This window comes from Rothia sp. HMSC065C03 (genome assembly GCF_001837295.1).
GTDB lineage: Bacteria > Actinomycetota > Actinomycetes > Actinomycetales > Micrococcaceae > Rothia.
In genome coordinates this window covers 248,688-272,883 of the sequence record NZ_KV831988.1, presented here as the reverse complement: position 1 = coordinate 272,883, position 24,196 = coordinate 248,688, and the positions used below count along the sequence as shown (strand labels likewise).

The 24,196-nt window shown below is 56.6% G+C and carries 17 protein-coding genes and 1 tRNA gene; 3 read left to right on the top strand and 15 right to left on the bottom strand.

Annotated elements, in window-relative coordinates; all coding sequences use genetic code 11:
• The first annotated feature begins 3 nt into the window (after positions 1–3).
• Both HMPREF2605_RS09505 and HMPREF2605_RS04475 read left to right on the top strand, forming a co-directional pair.
• Entirely contained in the window at positions 4–165 is a 162-nt protein-coding gene (locus tag HMPREF2605_RS09505) for a hypothetical protein (protein ID WP_005507386.1), read from the top strand.
• A gap of 15 nt (positions 166–180) precedes the next feature.
• The gene (locus HMPREF2605_RS04475; protein ID WP_049354380.1) at positions 181–813 is read left to right on the top strand and encodes an aminodeoxychorismate/anthranilate synthase component II; all 633 of its coding nucleotides are present in this window, start codon (positions 181–183) and stop codon (positions 811–813) included.
• 229 nt (positions 814–1,042) lie between these two features.
• On the opposite strand, the gene pknB is transcribed toward HMPREF2605_RS04475, so the two are convergent.
• From pknB to HMPREF2605_RS04405, 14 genes are all read right to left on the bottom strand, one after another.
• Entirely contained in the window at positions 1,043–3,115 is a 2,073-nt protein-coding gene (pknB, locus tag HMPREF2605_RS04470) for a Stk1 family PASTA domain-containing Ser/Thr kinase (protein ID WP_070847120.1), read from the bottom strand.
• A 47-nt stretch (positions 3,116–3,162) separates the two neighbouring features.
• Positions 3,163–4,920, bottom strand: coding sequence for a protein kinase domain-containing protein (locus tag HMPREF2605_RS04465; RefSeq protein WP_049341959.1), 1,758 nt, complete (start codon positions 4,918–4,920; stop codon positions 3,163–3,165).
• Positions 4,917–6,356, bottom strand: coding sequence for a peptidoglycan D,D-transpeptidase FtsI family protein (locus HMPREF2605_RS04460; protein ID WP_070847118.1), 1,440 nt, complete (start codon positions 6,354–6,356; stop codon positions 4,917–4,919). Before HMPREF2605_RS04460 ends, HMPREF2605_RS04465 begins: the two co-directional genes overlap by 4 nt.
• A complete protein-coding gene (locus HMPREF2605_RS04455) occupies positions 6,349–7,809 on the bottom strand; it encodes an FtsW/RodA/SpoVE family cell cycle protein (protein WP_005507381.1) in 1,461 nt (486 codons plus the stop codon). Before HMPREF2605_RS04455 ends, HMPREF2605_RS04460 begins: the two co-directional genes overlap by 8 nt.
• Positions 7,802–9,565, bottom strand: coding sequence for a PP2C family protein-serine/threonine phosphatase (locus HMPREF2605_RS04450; protein WP_070847117.1), 1,764 nt, complete (start codon positions 9,563–9,565; stop codon positions 7,802–7,804). The genes HMPREF2605_RS04455 and HMPREF2605_RS04450 overlap by 8 nt, the downstream gene beginning before the upstream one ends.
• Positions 9,566–9,568: 3 nt before the next feature.
• Complete coding sequence (locus HMPREF2605_RS04445; RefSeq protein ID WP_005507379.1) at positions 9,569–10,033, bottom strand: FHA domain-containing protein FhaB/FipA; 465 nt, start codon at positions 10,031–10,033, stop codon at positions 9,569–9,571.
• Positions 10,033–10,899, bottom strand: coding sequence for an FhaA domain-containing protein (locus HMPREF2605_RS04440; RefSeq protein ID WP_070616214.1), 867 nt, complete (start codon positions 10,897–10,899; stop codon positions 10,033–10,035). Before HMPREF2605_RS04440 ends, HMPREF2605_RS04445 begins: the two co-directional genes overlap by 1 nt.
• A 228-nt stretch (positions 10,900–11,127) precedes the next feature.
• Positions 11,128–11,214 (bottom strand) — tRNA-Leu (locus tag HMPREF2605_RS04435).
• Between the two features lie 88 nt (positions 11,215–11,302).
• On the bottom strand, positions 11,303–11,644 hold the full coding sequence (locus HMPREF2605_RS04430) for a PLDc N-terminal domain-containing protein (RefSeq protein ID WP_070633879.1): 342 nt from the start codon (positions 11,642–11,644) through the stop codon (positions 11,303–11,305).
• Positions 11,645–11,843: 199 nt separating this feature from the next.
• Positions 11,844–13,397 (bottom strand): alanine/glycine:cation symporter family protein, encoded by a 1,554-nt coding sequence (locus tag HMPREF2605_RS04425; RefSeq protein ID WP_070847115.1) that lies wholly within the window; start codon positions 13,395–13,397, stop codon positions 11,844–11,846.
• A 337-nt stretch (positions 13,398–13,734) separates the two neighbouring features.
• Positions 13,735–17,085, bottom strand: coding sequence for a bifunctional lysylphosphatidylglycerol synthetase/lysine--tRNA ligase LysX (gene lysX, locus HMPREF2605_RS04420; protein WP_083324846.1), 3,351 nt, complete (start codon positions 17,083–17,085; stop codon positions 13,735–13,737).
• A 52-nt stretch (positions 17,086–17,137) separates the two neighbouring features.
• Positions 17,138–18,490, bottom strand: a complete 1,353-nt coding sequence (gene nhaA / locus HMPREF2605_RS04415; protein WP_070847110.1) for a Na+/H+ antiporter NhaA — start codon at positions 18,488–18,490, stop codon at positions 17,138–17,140.
• Positions 18,491–18,733: 243 nt separating this feature from the next.
• Entirely contained in the window at positions 18,734–19,258 is a 525-nt protein-coding gene (locus tag HMPREF2605_RS04410; RefSeq protein WP_049341967.1) for a ferritin, read from the bottom strand.
• Positions 19,259–19,772: 514 nt separating this feature from the next.
• A complete protein-coding gene (locus HMPREF2605_RS04405; protein WP_049352858.1) occupies positions 19,773–20,324 on the bottom strand; it encodes a MarR family winged helix-turn-helix transcriptional regulator in 552 nt (183 codons plus the stop codon).
• Between the two features lie 1,446 nt (positions 20,325–21,770).
• Here HMPREF2605_RS04405 and HMPREF2605_RS04400 point away from each other — a divergent pair.
• Complete coding sequence (locus HMPREF2605_RS04400) at positions 21,771–22,394, top strand: superoxide dismutase (protein WP_005507370.1); 624 nt, start codon at positions 21,771–21,773, stop codon at positions 22,392–22,394.
• Positions 22,395–22,529: 135 nt separating this feature from the next.
• Here the strand turns inward: HMPREF2605_RS04400 and HMPREF2605_RS04395 are convergent, their stop codons facing one another.
• Positions 22,530–23,999, bottom strand: a complete 1,470-nt coding sequence (locus HMPREF2605_RS04395; RefSeq protein ID WP_044151044.1) for an ATP-binding protein — start codon at positions 23,997–23,999, stop codon at positions 22,530–22,532.
• Positions 24,000–24,196 lie beyond the last annotated feature (197 nt).

Genomic DNA, 24,196 nt, shown 5'->3' with positions numbered 1-24,196 from the left:
CAGATGTACGCATGGATTTTCCGCCACCTCCCCGGCCCCCTATGGGTTCGCATCATTATCGCCATCGTGCTGATACTCGCCGTAGTCTACCTGCTCATGGAATTCGTCTTCCCCCACTTCGCAGAGTACGGCCCCTTCAACCTGAACGTCACCATCAACCATTAGCGCTAAGGACGTGCCATGACCCGCATCCTTGTTATCGACAACTACGACAGCTTCGTCTTCACCCTCGTCGGCTACATCCAGCAGCTCGGCGCTGAAACCACCGTCATCCGTAACGACGAATACGAACTCGACGAAGTCATCAAGCTCGCCGAAGAACACGACGGCGTGCTCGTCTCTCCCGGCCCCGGTGCCCCCGCAGAGGCAGGCGTCATCATCGACACCATCCGCTGGGCCGCGGAAGCGAAGAAGCCGCTGCTGGGCGTCTGCCTGGGCCACCAGGCTATTGCTGAGGCATTCGGCGGCACCGTCACCCACGCCCCCGAGCTGATGCACGGCAAGACCTCGCAGCTGGTGCACGATAACGTCTCCGTGTTCAAGGACGTGCCCTGCCCCTTCACCGCGACCCGCTACCACTCCCTGGCGGTTGTACCCGAAACCATGCCCGACGTCCTGGAAACCACCTCCACGACCGACAACGGCATCATCATGGGCCTGCGCCACCGTGAAGCCCCCATGCACGGCGTGCAGTTCCACCCCGAATCGGTCCTGACCGAAAGCGGATACCTCATGCTCGGCAACTGGCTCGAAGAAACCGGACTGCAGGGCGCCGCAGAACGCTCTAAGAGCCTCTCACCCCTCATGGCCTAGCCCTTCTAGCCTTTAGAGCCCTCAGTGGCTTATATCGCCTCCAGAAGCCCCGTAGCAGTCACGCTACAGGGAAGCTGGAGGCGATAGCTCTATCTGGCCCGTAGCCGCGAGCAAGCCCCGGTACACGAACAAAGCACACAGACAGACACACGGGCAGATACACGAAAGGGGCGGCGCCCCACACCCAACGGTGTGGAGCGCCGCCCCTTTTGCTAACCGCTAGAACCCCTTAGCGGGCGTTAGCGTTTGCATTATTAGCGTTGTTCGCATTGGTATTCGCGTTAGTACCCTGAATCGTACGGGTACCCGCAGTAGCGGACGCAGCCGGTGCCGGAGTAGCCGTAGCGGTAGAACGCTGCTGGTTCTGGTTACCAGTAGTAGCGTTCTGGTTACCGGTCGCTGCCGCAGGCTGAGTAGCCGCAGTAGTCGGAGCGGTCGTCTGAGTCGGAGTAGCAGCCACACGGATCGTCACAGTGCTGTTCTGAGCCACCAGAGTACCCGCCGCAGAGCTCTGCGAAAGCACAGTGCCCGCAGGACGCTCGTTAGTCTGAACAGTCTCGATGTTGGTGTTCAGCAGAACATCCTGAGCGGTCAGAGCAGCAATCGCCTGGTCCTTGGTCAGACCCACCAGCGAGGGGACCTTCACCTTACCGGAAGACAGGACGATGTTCACGGTGCTACCAGCCTCAACGGTCTGAACACCCTTATCATCGGTCGATCCCTTCTCCGGGGAAAGCTCCACAACCATACCCGCAGGAATGGAAGCGCTCTCCACAGTGGAGACGCGACCATCCACCAGACCCAGGTCCTTCAGAGCGTTACGGACATACGCCTCACTCTGACCCTGCAGGTTACCGGGCAGCTTGACCTTCTCCGGACCGTTCGAAACAGTCACAATAACGGTCGAGCCCTTATTGACCTTAGAACCAACACCCGGCTCAACGCTGATAACGTCGCCCTTCTTGACGTTGTCCGAGTAGCCCTGACGGTACTCCAGCACGAAGCCCAGGTTACGCAACTGGTTCTCGGCATCATCGCGGGAAACATTCACCACAGCCGGAACCGGAACCTGCGGAACCTCATTGAGCTTGTTCTGATAGTACAGAACCGAGCCGACACTGAAAACCAGCAGAGCCGCAATCAGAGTACCCACAAGGAAACGAACCCACGCACGCTTACGCGGCGAAGACTCATCGTACTCTGCGTATTCCTCATCGTCGTACAGTTCCTCATCGTCTTCATACTCGAAGAAGCCGTTGAGGCCGCCATCCTCCACCGAAGCCTCAGTAATCGAGGTGGTGTACGGGGCGTAATCCTCACCCAGGGAAGCAGTAGTCGCCGAAGGAACAAAAGCAGTAGTCATCGCTGCATCCTGAACCACGGTCTCTTCACCCGGGCGAACAACCGACACCAGAGCCTGAGCGAACTCAGCCGCGCTCTGATAACGCTCATCCGGGTTCTTCGCCAGACCCTTCAGAATCACAGCATCCAGACCAGCAGGAACCTCAAGCGGGGTGAACTTGCTCGGAGGCTCAGGGGCATCCGAAAGATGCTTAGCCGCGAGATCAACATTCGACTCAGCGTCAAACGGAGAACGACCAGCAATCATCTCGTAAATCACGCAAGCAGCAGAGTACAAATCGCTACGGGCGTCAACTTCCTTGCCGCTCACTTGCTCAGGGGACATGTAGCGTGCGCTACCCATCACCACATTAGCCTTGGTCAGCGCCTCGCCAGCTTCCTCAATGGCACGGGAAATACCGAAATCCATGACCTTAATCTGGCCCGGCTGACCCTTAGCGATATCCTCGCTGGTACGCTCCAGCACCATAATATTCGCCGGTTTAATATCGCGGTGAATGATGCCCATCGAGTGGCTGTACTGCAAAGCACCCAGCAACTGCTCGGAATAACCCAAAGCATCACGGACCGGCAGATGACCGCCACGGGACAGGATGGAACGCAGAGTATGACCCTCCACGTACTCCATCACGATATAAGGAATAGCGGTGCCCTCTTCCGAAGAAGCAGACTCCTCACCATCCTGCGAAGGGTTATACGAACCGGTGTCATAGACAGCAACAATCGCAGGATTGTTCAGAGACGCCACAGCCTCCGCCTCACGCTTAAAGCGTGCGCGGAACGTATCGTCCTGGGCCTGCTCCGGGCGCAGAATCTTAAGCGCAACCTTGCGGCCGAGGCGAGTATCCTCGGCAGCATAAACGGTTGCCATCGCACCGGTACCGATTACCTCGAGTACCTTGTAACGGTTATCAACCGTGTCGGGAACCGACAGGTCCATAAGTTCTCCTGGATCACTAAGACTAAAACTAAATCAAAACGTAGGGGCTAACGCGCCGACGCAGAAGCGGAAGCAGAAGCCGACGCAGACGGTGCAGCAGAAGCGCTCGCACTCGAACCCCTACCCGAACTGGAAGAGGCCACATACATGTCTACATTACTACCAACCGTAACCTTGGTGCCAGATGAGGGGGTAGTACGAAGCACCGTACCGGGGGCCGCCGTGTCCGAATTCTCATAATGCAGAGAAACATTCACACCCAGAGCGGCAACAGCCTTCGACGCCTCATCAACGTTCTTACCCTCAAGGTTCGACGGCAAAGTCACCGACTTCGGACCGGTTGAATAGCGAACAGTCACGCTATTACCCTGCTCCAAAGTACCCGTCGGAGACACCGAAATCACCGTGTTCTCCGGCTGAGTCGACTCAACACCCTCAGTCTTGGGGGACAAGCCAAGGTTCTTCAGCTCGTTCACCGCATCCTGCAGCTCGCGACCCTCATAGTTAATCGCGTTGACGGTCACCTTCTGCTTAGCGGCACGGGCAGAAGCAGACTCAGCCGGCTCCACTGTCGAAACGGTACCCGTGTTCGTCGGAGCAACAGACGAAGAAGCGCTCGGAGCCGGATCAGACGAATCGCCACCATTATTAGAGGAAAGGACCGTCCAAATACCGCCGGCAATCAGCACGATTGCCAGAAGCAGAGCAACCCACATCCACACATTCGAGCCACGCTTCGCTGCAGGAGCAGGAGTAGCCTTCACACGACCTGAAACCGGACGCATCGTCTGCGCACTCGTGCGAGGAATCGGCGCCGTCGTCGGCTCCGGCGAGAAACGACCACCAGAACCAAAACGCGGAGTAGCAGAAGCACTAATCGGCTCAGCCGCAACATCCATAGCGGTCATCGCGACAGTAGCGTCGTCAGCATTCTCCTCAGCCAAGAACTGAGCTAGAGAAGGAACAGCCTTCACCGCAGCCTTCAGGTCGCGGCGACGAATCGCATCCACTGCAGACGCTAGAGCGGTCGCATCCTTAGGACGCTGAGCCGGGTCCTTCGCCAACAGGCACATGATGAGCGCACGAGCAGGAGCCGGGATGGTCTCCGGAAGCGGCGGCGGCGGGTCATTCACCTGAGCCAACGCAATCGCAATCTGCGACTCACCCGTAAACGGACGACGACCCACCAGGCACTCATAACCAATAATGCCCAACGAGTACATATCCGAAGACGCGGTAGCCGCCTGACCGGTTGCCTGCTCCGGCGCCAAATACTGGGCGGTGCCCATCACCTGGCCGGTAGCCGTCAACGGCACCTGATTAGCCAGACGAGCAATACCGAAGTCAGTCACCTTCACACGGTCATCCGGAGTGATGATGAGGTTACCCGGCTTCACGTCACGATGCACCAGACCCTGCGAATGAGCCGCAGCCAACGCACGAGCCGTCTGAGCAATGAAGTTCAGAATACGATCCGGCGGCAGGGTAGTCTCATGCTCGATGATGCTCGAAAGCGGGTTACCCGGCACCAGCTCCATGACCAGGTACGCGGAATTGTCCTCCTCGCCGTAGTCGAAAACATTCGCTACGCCGGGGTGGTTCAACAGCGCCGTATTACGGGCCTCAGCGCGGAAACGCTCCAAGAAGCCCGGGTCACCGGTGTACTCCTCCTTGAGGATCTTGACCGCAACGATGCGCCCAAGCACCTTGTCGCGAGCTTTCCACACCTCGCCCATACCGCCAATCGCGATACGTTCGGTTAGGGTGTAGCGCCCGCCCAAAGTGATATCAGCCGCAGGCCTCACTTGTTCAACACCGCCTCAAAGAGTTGCTTACTAGTACTGGTTGCCAACTGGGCACCGGTCGCCACGTCAATATCCTCATAAACCACAGCAATCGCAATCTGAGGATCATCAGCCGGCGCGAAACCGGTAAACCAAGAATTATTCAAACCTGCCGTGGTCTCCGCGGTACCGGTCTTACCCGCCACCTTCACACCGGAAACACCAGCATTGCGTGCAATACCATTATCAACCGCATTCACCATCCACTGCTTCACCTGGTTAGCAATTTCAGGGCTAGTGGACGTACGCAGCTTCTCAGGAGAGAACTCCTGCAAAGTGCTCAGGTTGCTGGTCTTCACCGAACGAATCAGGTTCGGCTTCATCTGCATGCCGCCATTTGCAATCGCCGCAGAAGTCATCGCCACCTGCAGCGGAGTGGTCTTCACGTCGTACTGGCCAATCGCCGACTGGGCCAGCTGGCTCTGCGTCAGATTCGACGGGAAAGACGACTTAGAAACCGTCAAAGGAATCTTCAAATCCTGGCCGTAACCAAAATTCTCAGCGGTCTTCGCGATACGCTCCTGACCCAAATCCATCGCAATCTGCGCAAACGGCGTATTACAGGACTGAGCCAAAGCCCACTCAATCGTCACCTGAGTGCGGGTCGAACACTGACCGCCCGTATAGTTCGGCAGGCTGATGTTCGTGCCCGGCAGCGGCAACTGCGCGGGGTTCGCAATGACCGAAGATGCGTTGTACTTGCCGGACTCCAGCGCCGCCACCGCATCAATAATCTTGAAGGTCGAACCCGGCGAATAGGTGTTACCCGCAATCGCACGGTTAAACAGGGGGCTGTCCTCATCAGAAGTCAGAGCCTGGTAATTTGCCAACACCGAAGAGCTCGTATGAGACGACAGAAGATTCGGATCATAGGACGGCGAAGAAGCCATCGCCAGAATCTCACCAGTCTTCGGGTTCAACGCCACCACAGCACCCTTACGGCCCTGCAACGCGTTATAGGCAATATCCTGAAGCTTCGAATTAATCGTCAGCTCCACGCTAGCGCCCTGCGCAGAAGAACCACTGAACAGCTGCGCCACACGGTCGTAGAACTGGCTATCGCTCGTGCCGGCAAGCTCCTTATCCATAGCAGCTTCCAAACCGGTCGCGCCATAAATCGTGGAGAAATAACCGGTCAGAGCCGCATACTTAAGCGGGTGGTTATACACACGCTGGTAGTTGTACTCATCATCAGACTTCACCGACGAAGCAATCTCCGTACCATCAACCACAATCGAACCACGTGCCGAACCGTAATTGTCGTAGAGCGCTCGAGAATTCCACTGATTATTCATCAGCGTCTTCGAATCGAAGAACTGAATATAGCTGAGGGTACCCATCAGCAGGACAAACACGCACGCGGCAGACATCCACATGCGGCGAATAGCCCTATCCATTCTTCTCACCTCCAGAATCCTTAGCCGTAATACGCGCCAGAACGCTAGTAGCACCCTCCGGCTCGTAGCTAGTGTCCGCATGGTCAATACCCTGCGGAGCATCATAACCAGCCACCAGGTGAGGTGCGCGGGCGCTATGAGAAATAGACAACCACAGCGCCACAATAATCCAGTTAGCCACCAACGAGGAGCCACCGGCAGACATGAAAGGAGTCGTCAGACCAGTCAGCGGAATCAAACGAGTCACGCCGCCAATCACCACGAACAGCTGCAGAACCATGACCGTAGACAGGCCAGCAGCCAGCAGCTTACCGAAACCATCACGAGTACCCAACGCCGCACGGTAACCGCGCGAAACCAGGAGCATGAACATCATCAGGATCGCGCCCAGACCAACCAGGCCCAGCTCCTCACCCAACGAGGAAATAATCATGTCCGAGTTAGCGTACGGGACGAGGTTCGCGCGGCCCTGACCCCAACCGCGGCCAAAAAGACCGCCATAAGCCAGGCCGAAAACGCCCTGCAGAATCTGACCCGAACCGCCAGGAGACGCCTGGTAAATCTCCGGATCAAAAGCATGCACCCACGCATAAATACGGGCGTGCACGTGCGAGACATAGTGGTACGCGAAATAGCCACCCACAGCCATACCGATACCCGCAACCACCAGCCACGAAATACGACCGGTCGACAGGTACAGCATCGCCATGAACAGACCAAAGAACATGATTGCCGAACCAAGGTCCTTCTGGAACACCAGAACACCCAGGCTCACAATCCACGCCAAGAACACCGGCGCCAAATCACGCAGACGCGGCAGATTAATCGGACCAATACGGCGGCCAGCCACCAGAATCAGGTCACGGTGCGTCGCCAAATAGCCGGCGAAGAAAATCGCCAAAGTAATCTTCGCGACCTCACCCGGCTGGAACGTGCGGTTACCGATATGAATCCAAATACGAGCACCATTAAGCTCCATACCCAGACCCGGAACCAGCGGCATGATGAGCAGAATCATCGACAACACCAGCGAGGTGTACGTGACCTTACGTAGCAGACGGTAATCCCTGAGCACGAACACGATAATCGCGCACAGCACCATAGACACGCCGGTCCACATCAGCTGACCATCACCCACCGGCGCCGCAATCTGCGGGTCCAGACGATAAATCATGGTCAAACCAATACCGTTCAGCGCCACCACCAGCGGCAGAATAAACGGATCAGCATAACGTGCGCGGAACTGCATGACTAGGTGAATCAGAAGAGCACCGGCACCCAGCACCACCGTGCACGGCAACCACTGGCTCTTCGACGTATCAAAAGCATGCTCCGGATCAATCAGATACATGCCGAACGAGCTGATACCCACCGCCAAAACCAGCAGGAAAAGCTCCGTGAAACGGCGTGCACGAGGCGCATCCGACTCACGACGGAACGAGAACTTAGCCATTATTCTCACCGCCTACCGCAGCAGGAGCCTCCGAAGAAGCCTGCTCAGGAGCCGGGGATGCCGAATCAGAGCCCGGTGCTTCAGAGCTCGGAGCCTCACTGGGTGCCGCAGAGCTCGGGGAAGCGGAAGCGGAAGCCGAGGCAGACGCTGCAGCCTGCTCAGCCTTCTCACGCGTCTGATCCGCCTGAGTCTTCAAACGAGTCACAATCTGGTGCGCATCATCCAGGTCCTTCGCCGTAATCGCATTACGCAACAAAGAACGCGTATGATCGCTCAACTCACTCGTAGGAATATCGGTATTCTCCACCACGTGAGAAAGACGAATCGGACCCAACGCATGCGGAATACCGTTGTACACCGCAACCGTGCCGTCACTCTCACCCACATAGTAGCTACGCTCCACATAGCGCAGACCGGTCCACGCAGCCAGCGTCACAATAGCCGCAACCAGCAGAGTAATGAACAGGCGAATCGACCACGACCGCGGACGCGAACGCTCAACAGTATCCTCAGCGATCAGCTCCTCCAGCTCAGCCGGCAAGGTCGCCTCATCAGACTCAACCTTCAAAGGCACACGCTGAGCCACCGTCGCACGATGCTCCAGGGTACGCGAAGTCACCGCCGGAATCATGCCGGTCTCAGTAGCCACCGAAGCGGCACCAACCAGCTGATGCGGGCGGGAACCCAATTCGCTACGCAAGATCGCAGCATTCGTAAGAGCCGCATCCACGGCGTTATCGTACGTACCGATATGGTGACGCACCGCCCCAGAACCACTGTGCAACAGGGTTCCAGAGAAGTCACGAGCACGACGGAAACGGCGCAACGACCGACGATGAGGCTCCTCAGAGTCCTCATCATGGTGCGCACCCAAAATAGCCTCAGCAGCCTCAGCCGTAGCAGCAACCTCGGGAAGCTTCTGAGTATTCGTGCTGACCTCCTGCTCCGCCACAATCGAATCAGGCAGAGCAGACTCAGGCAGGCTCGAAGGACCCACCGGCTCATCCACCGGCAGAACCTCACGGTCAATCACCTGCAGGGACACAACCGTCACGTTATCCGGAGCGCCACGTTCCAAAGTCATCGCAATCAGAGTGTCAGCAATCTCAGACAGATCATCAGTAGAACGCATCACCTGCTCAATCTCCGACAGGGACACCACAGCATCCAAACCGTCCGAAGAGAGCACCCAGCGCTCGCCGGGAACAGCGTCCAGAGTCTTCAACTCCAGCTCGGGGGACGCATCAACATCACCCAGAACGCGCATAATCACGTTCTTATGGGGGTGGTTCTCCGCCTCCTGCGGGGTAATACGACCCTCATTGAGCAAGCGCTGCACAAACGTATGGTCAGTAGAAATCTGCTCAAACTCACCATCAGCGCCCGGACGCAGACGATACGCACGTGAGTCACCAATATGGGCGAACTCAATGCAATCACCATCAATCAGCAGGGCAGTACAGGTCGTGCCCATGCCCGCCAGCTGCGGATCATTCGCCGCCAGCTCATTAATGATCAAGTTCGCGCTCTGAATCTCATCAGCCAGATAGACGCCGCCAGCACCATCCTCAAAATCGGGGTGATCGAGGGGAGTCAAATTCAAAACCGTCGTAGCCGACGCGACATCGCCGCCCACGTGGCCGCCCATGCCATCAGCAACGACAGCAAGGAAACGACCACCGTAGCCGGAGTCATCATTCTTCGAGCGTTTCAGACCCGTATCAGAGCGGGCCTCAAAACGAAAAGCAATCTTCATACACTAGCCCCTCAACTGCATGGTGGTACCGCCAACGCGGAAATCATCACCGGGCTCAATCGGGGTCGCACGAGTCAGACGCTCGCCATTGACGAACGTACCATTAGTAGAATTCAAATCCTCAAGGAACCAACGGGAACCCTGAGGGAACAGGCGCGCATGGCGGCCCGAGGCGTAATCATCCTGCAGGGACACCTCAATGTCATTAGCGCGGCCAATAGTAATCGGGTGGTCCCCCAGCTGCATCATCGCGCCAGCCTGCGCACCGGCAGTAATCACAAGCTGCGAAGGACGAGTCGGCGGAGGCGCAATATGGGTAGCCTCCGGAACCGCATCAACCGGTGCCGCACGATAGTTCTTACCCAAACCAAGGTCACGGCGAGCCGCCGAAACCACCAGGAAAACAAAGAACCAAATCAGAGCTAGAAAAGCGTAACGAAGGATAGTAACGGTCAATTCAGACGCCATTAACGGACACCTCCGGTCGAACTATGGAAGATGATGCGGGTATTACCCATGCGAAGCAGCGAACCGTTCGCCAGCACCACCGGCGCACGCAGAGGCGCACCATTAATCAACGTGCCGTTGGTAGAACCCATATCGGTGGCGACCACCGCACCACCCTGCATCGAAAGCTGCAGGTGACGGCGAGAAACACCCTTATCGTCCAGACGAAAATCAGCATCAGAACCGCGACCCAGCACAAACGGCAGGTGGTTCACCGGGTGCATGCGACCCTCAATCTCCAAGAAGAAACGGGGAGCACCCGCCGCGGGGGACGCTACAGGCATGTTCAGGCGAGGCGCAGGAGCCTGCTGAGGCGCAGGGCTGGGTGCAGGCTGAGCCGGCTGAGCAGCCGGCTTCGTAATGCGGGTCGGCAAAGAAGACTCACGCGGCGGACGCACCGGCGCGTAGTTAGTGGCGCCGCGCAGAGACGGGGATGCCGGAGCCTCCGGTACAGAGAACGGCTCGAAAGTCGCAACAACCTCAAACTCGCCCTCAGAGAGAGAATCAAGAACGTTGAACGTCACGCGAACCGCGCCAATGAGGGTGTAACCCTGCGCGCGGGCGTGCGAAATCGCCAAATCGCACAGCTCAACAGCGAACGGGTTGCCCCACTCGCGAACGCGAGGGAAATCAACCGGTGCGAAACGGAGAGTATAGACATTAGGAGCCATAGTGCGGCCACTGCCGTCCACGTAGGACTCGTCATCCATCATGATGCGGACGCGGTTAGCGACATCCGCCTTCGCAAAGGTGCCGAAGCCCTTGGAAAGGCCGACAGTGCGGCCGATGCCTTGCTCCAGCTTGCCCAGCTTGTCGAAAAACTTCATGCCGCCTCCTTCTCAACGACCATTCCGAGCAACAGACCGCGCAAACGGTCTTTATCCGAAAGGCTCAGTTTAACGAGCGTGTCTGTGCGTTAGCTGTGTGTCCTGTGAATGAACACACCCGGTTCTATTTTAGGTGATGCACTCGCCATCGCTCTGGAACCCCGTCATTTAGCGGGGAATTGGTTATGGATATGAAAAAATCCCCGGTTCTTTCGAACCGGGGATCGTTGGTGCGCGAGGGGGGAGTTGAACCCCCACGCCCTCACGGGCACACGGACCTGAACCGTGCGCGTCTGCCTATTCCGCCACTCGCGCATGTGTCTTACGGTGTATCACCGCAGGCAACACATAAAACTATACGGACTGTATGCGGTGCTGTCCAATTGAGAGAGTGTGACCTTCGTTACTTAGAGGTGGTGGAGGGTTCAGAAAGAGCCTCCGAGGCGCTATTGGGGGCACTACCGGACACTCCACCGGAAGTAGCCGCATCGGACGCAACCGCGGAACCCCGCGCCATACGCTCGTTTTCGGCACGCTCCCGATCAATGCGTTCCAGACGCGCGCGCAACAACCACGTCACCGGACCCACATACGGCAGGCACAGCACCAGCAGAAGCCACTTCAGCTTCTGCACCTCCGAAAAATGCGGGTTCCGATGAATCGTCACCAAGCACAATAGCGCCAACGCAATACCAGCCAGAAACACGACCGTGACCACCAGCTCCAGTACGGCACGCCAATCCATAAACCCTCCTAATATCCTTCCTAAGCATACAGACCCGGAGGAATCCGCAAGCCCTCAGGGTAGTTCAAGGAGGCGTTCAGAGCCTACCCCGATGGGCAGCCCCATACGCCCCTCAAGCACGCAAAAGGGCCCGCCCCGCAACACAGCAGGACGGACCCTCCACAAAGCCTTACACAGAAACCTGCGTGTAGCTTACAAACTAGCGGCTAGCCTTCTTCGCGGCACGACGCTCAGCAGCCTTCGCATCATACTCAGCCCAGAACTCACGGGTAGTCACCGCATCAGTACCATCCCACGCCGCAAGATTCTTCAACTCAGGCATATCCGAAGCCTTGAAAATCGGCTCCAAACCAGCCTTACGCTGAGCCTCATAGTTCTTCAACACCGCAACAACCTGCGGAGTCATCAACAGAACCGCCGTCAAGTTCACAATCACCATGCCGGCATTCAGCATATCCGCGGTAGTCCACACCAGATCCAGCGAAGAAATCGCACCGAAGAACACGAATACCAGAACCAGTGCACGGAAAATATTCATCGGCAGCTTACGCTCAGTCACGAAACGCATATTCGACTCGCCGTAGTAGTAGTTACCAATCACAGTCGAGAACGCAAACATGAAAATCGCGATAGTCAGGAAGTGCACCGCCCAATCGCCCAGCTGCATAGCCAGCGCCGACTGAGTCAGCGACGCACCACGCGAACGATCACCATAAGTCGGGTTCGACAGCAGAACAATAAACGCAGTCACAGTACACGCCATCATGGTGTCAAAGTAAACACCCAGGGTCTGCACGTAACCCTGCTTAGCCGGGTGAGAAATAGTAGCGGTCGCACCAGCGTTCGGAGCAGTACCCATACCCGCCTCATTAGTCAGCAGGCCACGCTTCATACCCCAAATCACGGCACCCATCGCGCCACCGGTCACAAACTCCTTAATGCCAAAAGCACCCTGGAAAATCATCAGCAGCATCTCCGGAACCTTGCCAATGTTCAGCAGAACAACCAGCAGACCCAGCAGCAGATACAGTACCGCCATAATCGGCACCAGCCACTCAGTCACCGAAGAAATCGCGCGAATACCACCGAAAATAATAGCCGCAGTCAGCGCCACCATAATCAGACCAATAGTGATGCGGAAGCCCATCGAGTTAGTACCCGAAACATCAATGCTGAACGAGTTCGCCGCAGCATCCACCACAGCATTCGTCTGAACCGCCACAAACACGAACGCATAAGTGACCACAATGAACGCCACAAAGATGTAACCCATCCACGGAGCATTCAGGCCGCGCTTCATGTAGTACGCCGGACCACCAATATAGGAATCCTTACCGCGCTCCTTATACAGCTGACCCAGAAGGGACTCCGCAAAAGCAGAAGCCGCACCAACAGCAGCAATAACCCACATCCAGAACACAGCACCCGGGCCGCCCATAGCAATAGCCAAAGCAACACCCGCAACAGTACCGGTACCCACACGAGAAGCCGCCGAAACAGTAAACGCACGGAACGAAGAAATGCTCTTCTTACCGTCAGCCTCACGAGCAACCGGGTCACCCAGAACACGGACCATTTCCTTAATGGAACGCCACTGCACACCGCGAGTACGGATCGTAATGTACAGACCAGCCGCAATCAGAGCGTAGTAGAGGAAATTACTCCACATCCAGTTCTGCACGGCATCCACGGAGGAAGTCAGTTCCGCAGTCTGCGTATTAATGTCCCCGATGATATTCAGAAGAAAATCCACTCGGCACTCCAATCTTGAAAGCAAAAAGCCCGCACGCTCAAACCCGAAAGACGGACAGCGTGGGGGCTACATTGCTGGGTGGCGCGGACTCAAAGCCGCGTAACGGAGGCACATACGCTCCGTATGATTAGTCACCTCATTGTGTCGGGTACGCCCCCCGCTCGGCAACTTAAATAAGGGGCCCAAGTCAAAATGTAACGAATACTTAATATATGGGCAGAGTAAATATAGACTCCGTGGAGGTGTTGACGGCACCGGCAGGGCGGGCACAAAAAGCCCGGCACAAGGTACAAAACCTCGCACCGGGCTTAGCGGAGAAGCGTGGGTATCAGTCGGGCTACGAACGCTCAGGCTTCACAAACGGGAACGACAACACCCCACGAATCTGCGTCTGAGCCAACAGCATCACCAAACGGTCCACGCCCAGACCCAACCCACCCGTCGGCGGCATACCCGTCTCCAAGGCGTACAGGAAATCCTCATCCACCTCCATCGCCTCCAGATCACCCGAAGCCGCCTTCAACGACTGCTCCGTCAGGCGCTCACGCTGCACCAGCGGATCCGCCAGCTCCGAGTAGGCACAGCCCATCTCCATGCCGTTAATCACCAAATCCCAACGCTCCGCCAAACCCGGAACACTACGATGCGGCGCCGCAAGCGGACTCGTCTCCGCCGGGAAATCCGTATAGAACGTCGGCTCCACCGTATGCGCCTCAACCAGCTCACCATACAGCTCCTCAACGATGGCACCCGGACCCATACCCTCGTGAACACGCACACCGTGCTGCTGCGCCAAAGCCAGCAACTCCTCAAAATCCGTCTGCACATCCACTCGGCGACCCAGCGCCTCCGACAGAGCATCACACACCGACACCACACGCCACGGACCTGACACATCACGCACCACGCGCTCGCTCGAAGCCTTACGACCCAGCGGCAAAGACACCGAACCAAACACCGCCTGAGCGGCATCCTTAATCAGACGCTCCGTCAACTCACGCATCTGTACATAATCCGCATACGGACGATACGCCTCAAGCACCGTAAACTCCGGATTATGGGTCGCATCAGCACCCTCATTGCGGAAATCACGACCCAGCTCATACACCGGACCGCTACCGCCCACCACCAGGCGCTTCAGGTACAGCTCCGGCGCAATACGCAGCGTCAGATCCTCACCGTACGCATTGATATACGTGCGGAACGGGCGCGCGCTCGCGCCACCGTGCACCGTATGCAGAATCGGGGTCTCCACCTCAAGGAAGCCCTCCGCATCCAGGCGGGCACGCAGTGCCTTAATCACCGCGGTACGCAGGCGCAGATTCTGCATCTGGTCCGGATGCACCAACAGGTCTGTGGAACGGCGACGCAGGCGCGCCTCCGGGTCAGTAAAGGAGTCGAAGGGGATGGGGTGCAGGCTCTTCGACGCCATGTACCAGGAGGCGGCAATCAGCGATGGAGTGCCGTTACGGCTCACCCCGTAGGTGCCCCGCACGGTGATGATGTCACCAGTATCCAGGTTGCGGGAGGCGAGGCTCAACGGGTGCTCGCCCACCAGGCTGCGTTCCACGACGACCTGCAGGGTCTCACCCCCTTCAATGAGGATTGCAAAGAGGACTCCACCGTGGTTGCGAAGCGCGCGAATACGCCCCGAAACCATGAATTCCGAATCTGGAATATTTTCAGAAGAGAATATACTCAGGGCATCCTTCACGCCCAGAATAGGCGCACCATTACTGCGTATCTCACCACCCAGCGGATACGGATCCATGCCCGCCGCACGCAGCGCCTCCAGATGGCGCAGACGGTGCTGAGTCTGATTGCTACGCGACACCTCAGGAAGCTCTTCCACAGAAGCGAGCTGCATCTGGCGAAGAGCCTCCAGCTCATCTGTAGAAAGAACCTGCTCCTGATCCTGCAAACGGCGCGCCGACAAATTCGGTAAAAAGCCCTCCGCCATACCCGACGCAACCACAACATTCGCCATCGCCAACGTCGGCTCCGTCGCCAAAAAACGAGGAACCCACAGCGGGGCAAACTTCAGATTGAAACGATACAGGCGGCGCAACTGCAGAAAACGATCCAGCACACCCAAAGAGCGGGAAGCAAAACGGTTCCACGCCGACGCACCCACCTGATCAGCAGCCTCAAAAATATGGCCAAACATCGCAAAATTCAGCGACACCCGCCGCACACCCAAAGACGCCGCCTGCTCCATCAGCGACGCCACCATAAACTCCACCACACCATTAGGTGCCTCAGGGGAGCGGCGCATAACATCCAAAGACAGCCCCGTAGGACCCCACGGGACGAACGACAGCAGAGCCACCATCTGACCAGCCTCATCATGAGCCGACACCAGAACAGACGAAGAATCCGCTGGATTATTCACACGATTCAGAGCCATCGAGAAGCCGCGCTCCACACGCCCATGACGCCACGCCGAAATATTCTCCGCAACCTGCTGACGCTGCTGCTCGTCCAGCTCCGCAAAGCGACGCATCTGCGCCGTGTACCCGCCGCGACGCACACGCTGAACCGCCTGACGCACCGGTAGCATCGACGTGTCATTGAGCGTGAAACGGTCCGCCTCAAGGACCGCCTCCTCACCCATCTGAATAATCGACAGGCCCGCACGGTTATAGGCGCGCGCACCCGCCTCACTCACGCTCAGCGCCGCAGGAACCCAACCATAGCTACGCGCCTGCAGCATCCACTGCTCAATGGCGGCATCCCACGAATCAGGGTCACCCACCGGGTCGCTCGACGCCAAACACACCGAACCCACCGAACGGTACGTAATCGCCGCCCTCTGATCCGGAGAGAAAATCACCTGCTTATCGCGACGCGTCGCAAAATAGGAGAGCGAATCATTGGCACCGTACTGCTGCAGCAGAGCGCGAATCTTCAGCTCCTTCTCGCCGGTCCACGCATCCGGGGCACGGTAACCGCGCGCCAACAGGTACAGCGCCGCAACCAGTGAAGCACCGTACCCGAAAGAAGCCAAGAAAGCGACCACATCGGCAGACCACACGCCAGGATGGGTACGCTCAATACCCATGCCGTGCATCAGCAACTCCCACGGGGTCACCGAAAGCAACGGCTCCCACACACCAATGTGGCAGAGGTACCAGAGCACCAGAGTAGTCAGCAGGATGCCGCCAACAGCCGTCGACGCCGCACCCACCCACGAGAGGCGACCAATACGCGCCGGGAACGCCGAACGAATCGAGAAAAGGAAAGGCACCAGCGCGCACGCAAACACGATGGAGAGCGTATCGACCGTCGAGGAGAAAATACGGTCCTTCGGCATAATCCCCGCGGGGAACACCAGAGTGAATGCGCTATGGCTGGCGATTAGCACACCAAGCACCTGAAAAACGATGGCGGCAATGAGAGCGGCACGCTTGCGCACAATCAGCCCGGACACAAGCACAATCATCGTAATGGCGCTGGGTAGCGTGTGCGTGGAGGGAATATTCAGCAGGTCAGCGGTGACTTCCCACCAAGTGAAGCCGCGACCGTGCCGCAGAGGAGAGATAATCCACGCGAATGTGGTCAGAAGCGCGGCAAAAGAATACACCCCAATCACCACGCGTGCTGATATCTCTGCATACCTTGAAGGAGGCGCGGGCGCCTGCCCTGCTCGTGCTGTACGGCGACGTGAGGTAGTGCGGTGAGACATCATTATCAACGGGGGATTGGGGTGTAGGGAAGGTACTAGACCTTAGGAGTTCTTGCTAGGCTTCGGTCTTCGGGTCACGGTAGGTGCCCTCGAAGACGTCGGGGATGCCGTTGTCGTCAGCGTCCACGCTTTCCTTCTCAGCCAGGGCACGGTAGTGCTTGTTACGGCGTGAAAGGATGATGGCACCGACAATCGCGGCGAGCACGGAACCGAAGAGAATCGCAATCTTTGCATCCTCGGTGTGCGGGGAGCCGTGCGGGAAGGACAGCTCAGCCACCAGTAGGGACACGGTGAAGCCGATACCGCCGGTTGCAGCCAGGCCGACCACGTCAATCCAGGCGACGTCCGGGTCGAGGTTAGCGTTCTTGAAGCGGGTCACGAGCCAGGTGGTGCCGAAAATACCGATGGTTTTACCGGCAACCAGTGCAACCATGATGCCGACTGCCACGGAGTCGGTGAGGGCGCGTCCGAGGCCTTCAAAACCGCCCACAGCCACACCCGCGCTGAAGAACGCGAAGATCGGCACGCAGATGCCCGTGGAGAGGGGGCGGAAGCGATGCTCCAGCACCTCTCCCAGACCGTGTTCTGCGTGTGCCGCCTCGGAGCGTGCGGACATCTTCACGGGCACCAGGAAGCCCAGAACCACGCCGGAAATGGTGGCGTGAATACCGGACTCGAGGAAGAGTGCCCAGGTGATGATGCCCAGGGGCAACAGCAGAACCCATGCGGCGAGAGGCTTCAGATGCAGCATGGTCTCGCCACGGTAGGCGATGAACGCGAAAAGTGCGAGCGGAATCAGTGCGAAGAGTAGGTACTCGCCGTGGAAGTTATTGGTGTAGAAGATCGCGATAATGCAGATTGCGATCAGGTCGTCGACCACAGCCAGGGTCAGCAGGAAGACGCGCATCGCCGAGGGGAGGAAAGTACCCACGGCGGCGAGCACGGACACCGCAAACGCAATATCGGTTGCGGTGGGGATAGCCCAGCCGTGCAGTGCGGTGGGGCTGGTGAAGTTCAGTGCCGTATAGATAATTGCGGGCACTGCAACACCACCAAAGGCAGCCGCAATCGGAACAATAGCGGTGGAAGGCGACTTGAGGTCACCAATCACGAATTCCTTCTTCAGCTCCAGGCCGGTGAGGAAGAAGAAAACAACGAGCAGACCGTCTGCCGCCCAGGTTCCGATGCTCATCTGCAGGTGGTTGAAGCCGGGGATGACCGGGCCAACAACGGTGTCTCGCAGACCGAAGTAGAAGCTGGATGCGGGGGTGTTGGCGAGTACTACTGCCAGCACCGTCGCAATCAGAAGTACGGTACCGCCGACTGATTCTGCACGCAGAATGTCGGCTACGCGGCGTGAGTTGCTATATGAGCCGCGGCTGAGGGTATCTGGGTTGGTGTGAGTCATTCTCTCCTCTTTCTGCCGCGATATTATGCGGCATCTAAGGCTTTTAAGTTTACTCTGCACTGTATGAGTATTCGAGTACCCGCTGGCGGCTTTTAGCTCCTGGACGGTGCACCGCGGTGTGCTTTCATGGCGTATATGCATAAACGTTCCGCCCTCCCCACGGCGTGTGGGGAGGGCGGAACGTTTAATATTTTGCAGATATTCTGCGTGGTCGACTAGGTGTCTAGCCGCCTGAACGCAAGATTAGGAACCAGCGATTGCGGGTGCGCCGGACTCCTGGCCGTGGTCGTGTGCCAGCTCGCGTGCAACGTAGTTCTCCAGGTCGAAGAGGTTGCCGTTTGCGCGCTTCACGATGGTCACCAGGGTCTCCATGGTTGCAACTTCCTCAACCTGTTCCTTCAGGAACCAGAGGATGAACTGCTCGCCCAGTGCGTAGTTCTCAGCGCGTGCTGCGGAGAACAGGGCCTCGATCTGACCGGTGACAGCCTTCTCCTGTGCCAGGGACATGTCAACGATTTCCTGAACGTTCTCGAAGTCGTTCTTGACAGCGGGAACAGCGGGGATCTCGACCTTGTGGCCGCGGTCCAGCTTGTACTGAACCATCATGAGTGCGTGCTCGCGCTCTTCGAGGGACTGCTGGTAGAAGAACTTAGCCAGCTGGGGAAGGTCCTCACCGTCGAGCCAGATAGCCATGGACAGGTACTGGTGGGATGCAGCGAACTCGTGGCCGATCTGCTCGTTCAGAAGGTCGTAGAAAGACTTAGACATATGGTTTCTCCTTATCTGGTGGTTGCTTTTGGGTGCCGGGATGGCGCGGTGCAACCTGTTGATATTTATCGTAAGGGGTGGGGTGCGCCATGTACAGAGAGAAAAGGCTAATCGGTGAATCAGATAAGGTACCCCTGACATATTGTCACCACAACCCTTAGTGTGGATAGCCTGAATATTTTCTTTGGATTGTGTGGTATTGGGTGTGTTTCCTTGAGATTTCGCGGTTTAACAGGGATAGACAGCGGGTTTAAAAACCACAACCCCTACAGCTCAAGGTAAACATAGAGACACCATGTTGGGTGCCTGCGCACGGGGCTAGAGGGCGCAAAAAAATCTTAAAAATCTCTCGAAAATGCGGCGAAACTGATGTGGTCAGAACCCCGATGCGCCCCCAACCACCTCCGTAAAGGTTGTTCTGCGCGCGCCTTTAAAGAGATAAGGCACGTTCCCAATGGGAATGTGCCTTATCTCTGGTTCTCTCAACTCTCATCCCTCTGTGGGGTGGAGGAGGTTAGTGTGCGGGGTAGTCCCCACGCTGCAGTGCATCAATCGAGATGATGTTTGAGGGGGTGTTGCCGAGGACTGCCTCGCCGATTTCTGCGAGGTGCTCAACCTGCTCGGTGGTGAGGTGGTCGAAAATCTGGCGGCGTACTTCGTTCACGTGGCCGGGTGCGACCTCCTGCACCTTCTGTTCGCCTGCGGGGAGCAGGTGGCAGATGCTGACGCGGCGGTCTTCCGCGCTGAGGGAGCGGCGGACGTAGCCGTCCTTCTCCAGGCGTGCCACAACGCGGGAGAGACGTGCGGGAAGGGTGTTGGTGGTAATTGCCAGCTCGGTCATGGTCAAGGAATTGTCCTTGGACTCGGAGAGCATCGCGAGCACCATGTATTCAACGAAGCTAATGCCGGCTTCGGTCTGTAGCTGGTTTTCCAGCTTGCGGGTGAGGTTGAAAATGATGGAGCTGATAAAGAGCCAGCCTTCTCGCTCCTGGGGGGAGAGCCACTGGATGGAATCGCTGTGTGCGGTATTTTCGGACCGCTGCGCAGACGTGGTTGGTGTGGACACGGGATTGGTTCCTCTTTTATCGGATATGGAGCTCCCTTATTAAGGGGAGATGCGGTGTGTTGGCACCCATTGTAGCGAAAGGTCTTACTCGCAACCTGAAATTGGTACGGTCAAGTAATGGTTGACACTTTGGTGCTAATTTTTTAGAGGGTGCTAGGGTCATCTTTTTGCACGCAGTGACTGCAAAAACCTTGGGCAGGTAGGTGATACACGACATATTTAAAAAGATTTCCGGTACAAGTATAGATGAGAACGTACCAAGAAGCACACTCGTGCATCGAGCCGAATTCCGCGGAATATCAAGGGTTTTAGGGGTGTGAATGAAAATTCTGAGGGGTGCAAAGAGGTTGCCAGGGGTGAAAAATAACGAAACGATAACAAAAATTTTAAGAAAATCACGGTTTTGGCTTTGCAACCGTAATGAAACCGTGTACACTAATTACATAACGGGGTCGAAGGAAGCCTCCGAGGCGAGACCGGAAGCTCGCTTCGATAGGTTCGACTCTCTATTTATCGGTGATTGTCGTCGGTGTACGAGTAACTCGTATTTCTACCGACGGATGTGCGGTGCGGGTGCAGTTCGTGGTTGGGCTGCATTCCGTACCGTATCTTTTTAACTCGAATATCTATCAACTCACTCTAAGAGCATCCAATGATCGGGTGCTCTTTTCTTTTGCCCTCATGTAGGTGCGCCGACAAGGGAGCTGCGGGAGCCGGGGGAGGGCTGTATGAGGCGGTGTGCACATCTGTACCGTGCGGCTGCAGTATTGCTGTGCCGTATCGTGCCGAAATGGTTATCCACAGAGGTTTTCCACAGTGTGGAGAACTTACACGCGTGTGATTTTATGGAGGCGGTATCGAGCTCGCTAAGTGTTAAAAATGAGGGTGCAGCAGGGAAATTCTTGTAATTACAGGCTTCTACGGGTGTTAAAACCGAGGGTAAATTCTTAAACAGAAGGGCTTTTCACCTTTAAATCCGCGGAACTCAAGAATTTCCACACCTGTGGATAACCCTGTGCACTTAATCCACCGCCTCCGGCTAGAAGAAGCGTATAAGGCTGTTCAGAGCCTCTTTTGGGGCTCAATATTTTGGCTAGTAGAGGGAAAAACGCCCCGAACGGAAGTAAAAATTCTGCGGTTTATCCCCCGCGCATCCCCAAAAAGAGGTGTTATCCACAGTAGTTATCCACAGTGTGGAGAACTTACAGCACTGTTATTCACATGAGTGCATACCCAGGTATTTCAATGCAGAATAGGGCACCGAGCCTGAAAATCCTGTTGATACACAGGGTTATCCACAGTTGTGGGGAAAAGTCTCTGCCTAAAATCCACAGGCTCGAGCGTGGTCTTACATAAATGTGACGCTCCCCAATTCGTGAAAAGTAAAGTAAACGCTACGCTGGTAATCTTTAATACGAGCCAAGTTTTCTAATGAAAGGCATCATCATGGCTGAAAAGTACACTCTCCCCGAGCTCCCCTACGACTACGCGGCGCTCGAGCCCCACATCTCCGCAAAGATCATGGAGCTGCACCACGACAAGCACCACGCAGCATACGTTGCAGGCGCTAACGCAGCTCTCGAGCAGCTCGAAGAGGCACGCGAGAACGGTGCATACGGCAACGTCTCCAAGCTCTCCAAGGACCTGGCATTCAACCTGGGTGGCCACACCAACCACTCCATCTTCTGGAACAACCTGTCCCCCGAGGGTGGCGACAAGCCCACCGGCGAGCTGGCAGCAGCAATCGACGAGTTCTTCGGCTCCTTCGACAAGTTCCGCGAGCACTTCACCAACGTTGCACTGACCATTCAGGGCTCTGGCTGGGCAATCCTCGCATGGGACACCGTCGGCAAGCGCCTCATCATCGAGCAGCTCTACGATCAGCAGGGCAACATCTCCGTTGCGCTGATCCCCGTTCTGCAGCTGGATATGTGGGAGCACGCATTCTACCTGGACTACCAGAACGTTAAGGGCGAGTACGTCAAGGCATTCTGGAACATTGTGAACTGGGCTGACGTTCAGGCTCGCTTCGAGCGCGCAGTGTCCCAGACCAAGGGCCTGGTCCTCTAATCTAAGTTTTCGCCAGCGCGGTGACGTAGCCGCGGTGAGATAACTGAAACGGGTGCCCGGCGCCTCCATATTCGGAGGTGCCGGGCACCCGTTTGTTGTATTCAGGTGTTGCCCAGCGGGGTTGGGCGTGGAACCCTAGAGCGCCAGCGTGCGGTACACCAAACCGCGGCGTCCCGAACGTGCTTTTTGCTCTACCAAACCTCGCTGGATTAGCTTGGGTAGCGCGTAACGTACCTGCCGTGTACTCAACTCGGTGTTTTCCGCGATATCAGCGACGGTAGCGGGTCCACGGGTCAAAGCAACGTACACCTGGGATTCCGTGGGGGATAGATTTTCCGGTATCTCAGCACGTTGAGGAGGCGAGGATACCTCCATTATGCTCGTAGGCTGCGTGTTATCGGCAGGGCGGTAGATAATGACGCGTACCTGGATACCCTCATCGATAATATGCGCCTTACGCAACCCGGCATCAACCAGGGCCTGTTGTGCAGCTAGGATACCGCCGCCTTCGCCTTCGATTAGTCGGTGACCGTCACTGAGACGAATGTTCTGGCAGATAGCATAGAGCGCCTCGTTTACAGCCGCGGGGCGATGCACGAGGCCTACCTGACTCGGCAGGATACCCCAAAAACCGCCGGGGCTGATGATTTCAATACGGCCGCGTTTGATAAAAATCTGTATAAATTTTCCGGATGCATCCCGTTCATAGCTCCGGTGGACGAGTGCGTTAGCCACGAACTCACGGAGAGCTACCAGGGGGATTTCTGGCTGATCGATGAGCCCCGCACCATTGGGAGCTGTGACGGTGCGGTTCTTGATGTTGCGCATAAACCATGCAAGGGTATCTTCAAGCATGGCGGGAATAGGGCCTTCACTTCGAAAACGGTCATCATTGCGGGCGTTGCCGCTTACAGAAACTATGCCGATAATGCTTGCCCCAGCATAGAATTGTTGCGGGTAATCACCCAGGGCGCATAGCCCGGCTAAGGTCAACTCGTCATGGGCATCAATGACGTTGCGTTTGCGTAGGATCTCCGCGTCGGAGTCATTACGTAGACGCGCTGAGGAAAGACGCACCTGGTGTAGGAAATCCTCGGTGTAGGATTTGTCCAAATCTTCACTGGATGTGTTGGGAATTGATTGTAGGTCATTGTGTGGTTTGTGGCGCTGCGCGTACATTAGACTGAGCGCGTAGCCATCCATTGGGTAGTCGCCGTCTCCGAGTCGCTGGTAGGCTATATTACCTTTGAAACAGGGACGTTCCTGCACCGGCAGACCCGGAACGGTTACGATGAGCAGCTGATGGCCATCCAAAGTTATATCGTCGGTTTCTACTACGATTTTTGGCTTAAGATTTTGAGCAGCATCAATAATCTTTGCCCGCAAATCTTCAACATCATAAACACCTACAGGTGCAAACTCCTGAGATTCGTCGACACCGCATATGATTGTGCCTCCGTCGGGAAGGTTAGCAAAGCTACAGATAGTTTCCGCCACGGAAGAGGGGTAACCCATGTGGGCTGATTTAACCTCTACGGTCAGGCTGTCTCTGCCTAGAAGCCGTAGCTCGTTGAGTGTTTGTGTTAGTTCTTCAGGCGTATACATGTACATATTGTAATTCCTGGAGTGACATTTTGAGCCTCATGCGGGACATTAATTACAAATAAGATGGGTTTTAGTGACAAATATGTAACTATCGAGGATGATTTGTTACATAAATAGTAGGCGGTCTGCGAAGTTGGGTGAATGTGTCCCGACTGCTGCCATGGTGAGTGCCCGGCGCCTCCATATTCGGAGGTGCC

Coding starts and splice junctions, on each gene's coding strand:
- HMPREF2605_RS04475 (WP_049354380.1), top strand. CDS start 181: ATGACCCGCATCCTTGTTATCGACAACTACGACAGCTTCGTCTTCACC.
- HMPREF2605_RS04460 (WP_070847118.1), bottom strand. CDS start 6,356: ATGGATAGGGCTATTCGCCGCATGTGGATGTCTGCCGCGTGCGTGTTT.
- HMPREF2605_RS04410 (WP_049341967.1), bottom strand. CDS start 19,258: ATGTCTAAGTCTTTCTACGACCTTCTGAACGAGCAGATCGGCCACGAG.
- HMPREF2605_RS04445 (WP_005507379.1), bottom strand. CDS start 10,033: ATGGCGTCTGAATTGACCGTTACTATCCTTCGTTACGCTTTTCTAGCT.
- nhaA (WP_070847110.1), bottom strand. CDS start 18,490: ATGACTCACACCAACCCAGATACCCTCAGCCGCGGCTCATATAGCAAC.
- HMPREF2605_RS04455 (WP_005507381.1), bottom strand. CDS start 7,809: ATGGCTAAGTTCTCGTTCCGTCGTGAGTCGGATGCGCCTCGTGCACGC.
- HMPREF2605_RS04450 (WP_070847117.1), bottom strand. CDS start 9,565: ATGAAGATTGCTTTTCGTTTTGAGGCCCGCTCTGATACGGGTCTGAAA.
- lysX (WP_083324846.1), bottom strand. CDS start 17,085: ATGATGTCTCACCGCACTACCTCACGTCGCCGTACAGCACGAGCAGGG.
- HMPREF2605_RS04440 (WP_070616214.1), bottom strand. CDS start 10,899: ATGAAGTTTTTCGACAAGCTGGGCAAGCTGGAGCAAGGCATCGGCCGC.
- HMPREF2605_RS04430 (WP_070633879.1), bottom strand. CDS start 11,644: ATGGATTGGCGTGCCGTACTGGAGCTGGTGGTCACGGTCGTGTTTCTG.
- HMPREF2605_RS04400 (WP_005507370.1), top strand. CDS start 21,771: ATGGCTGAAAAGTACACTCTCCCCGAGCTCCCCTACGACTACGCGGCG.
- HMPREF2605_RS04395 (WP_044151044.1), bottom strand. CDS start 23,999: ATGTATACGCCTGAAGAACTAACACAAACACTCAACGAGCTACGGCTT.
- HMPREF2605_RS09505 (WP_005507386.1), top strand. CDS start 4: ATGTACGCATGGATTTTCCGCCACCTCCCCGGCCCCCTATGGGTTCGC.
- pknB (WP_070847120.1), bottom strand. CDS start 3,115: ATGGACCTGTCGGTTCCCGACACGGTTGATAACCGTTACAAGGTACTC.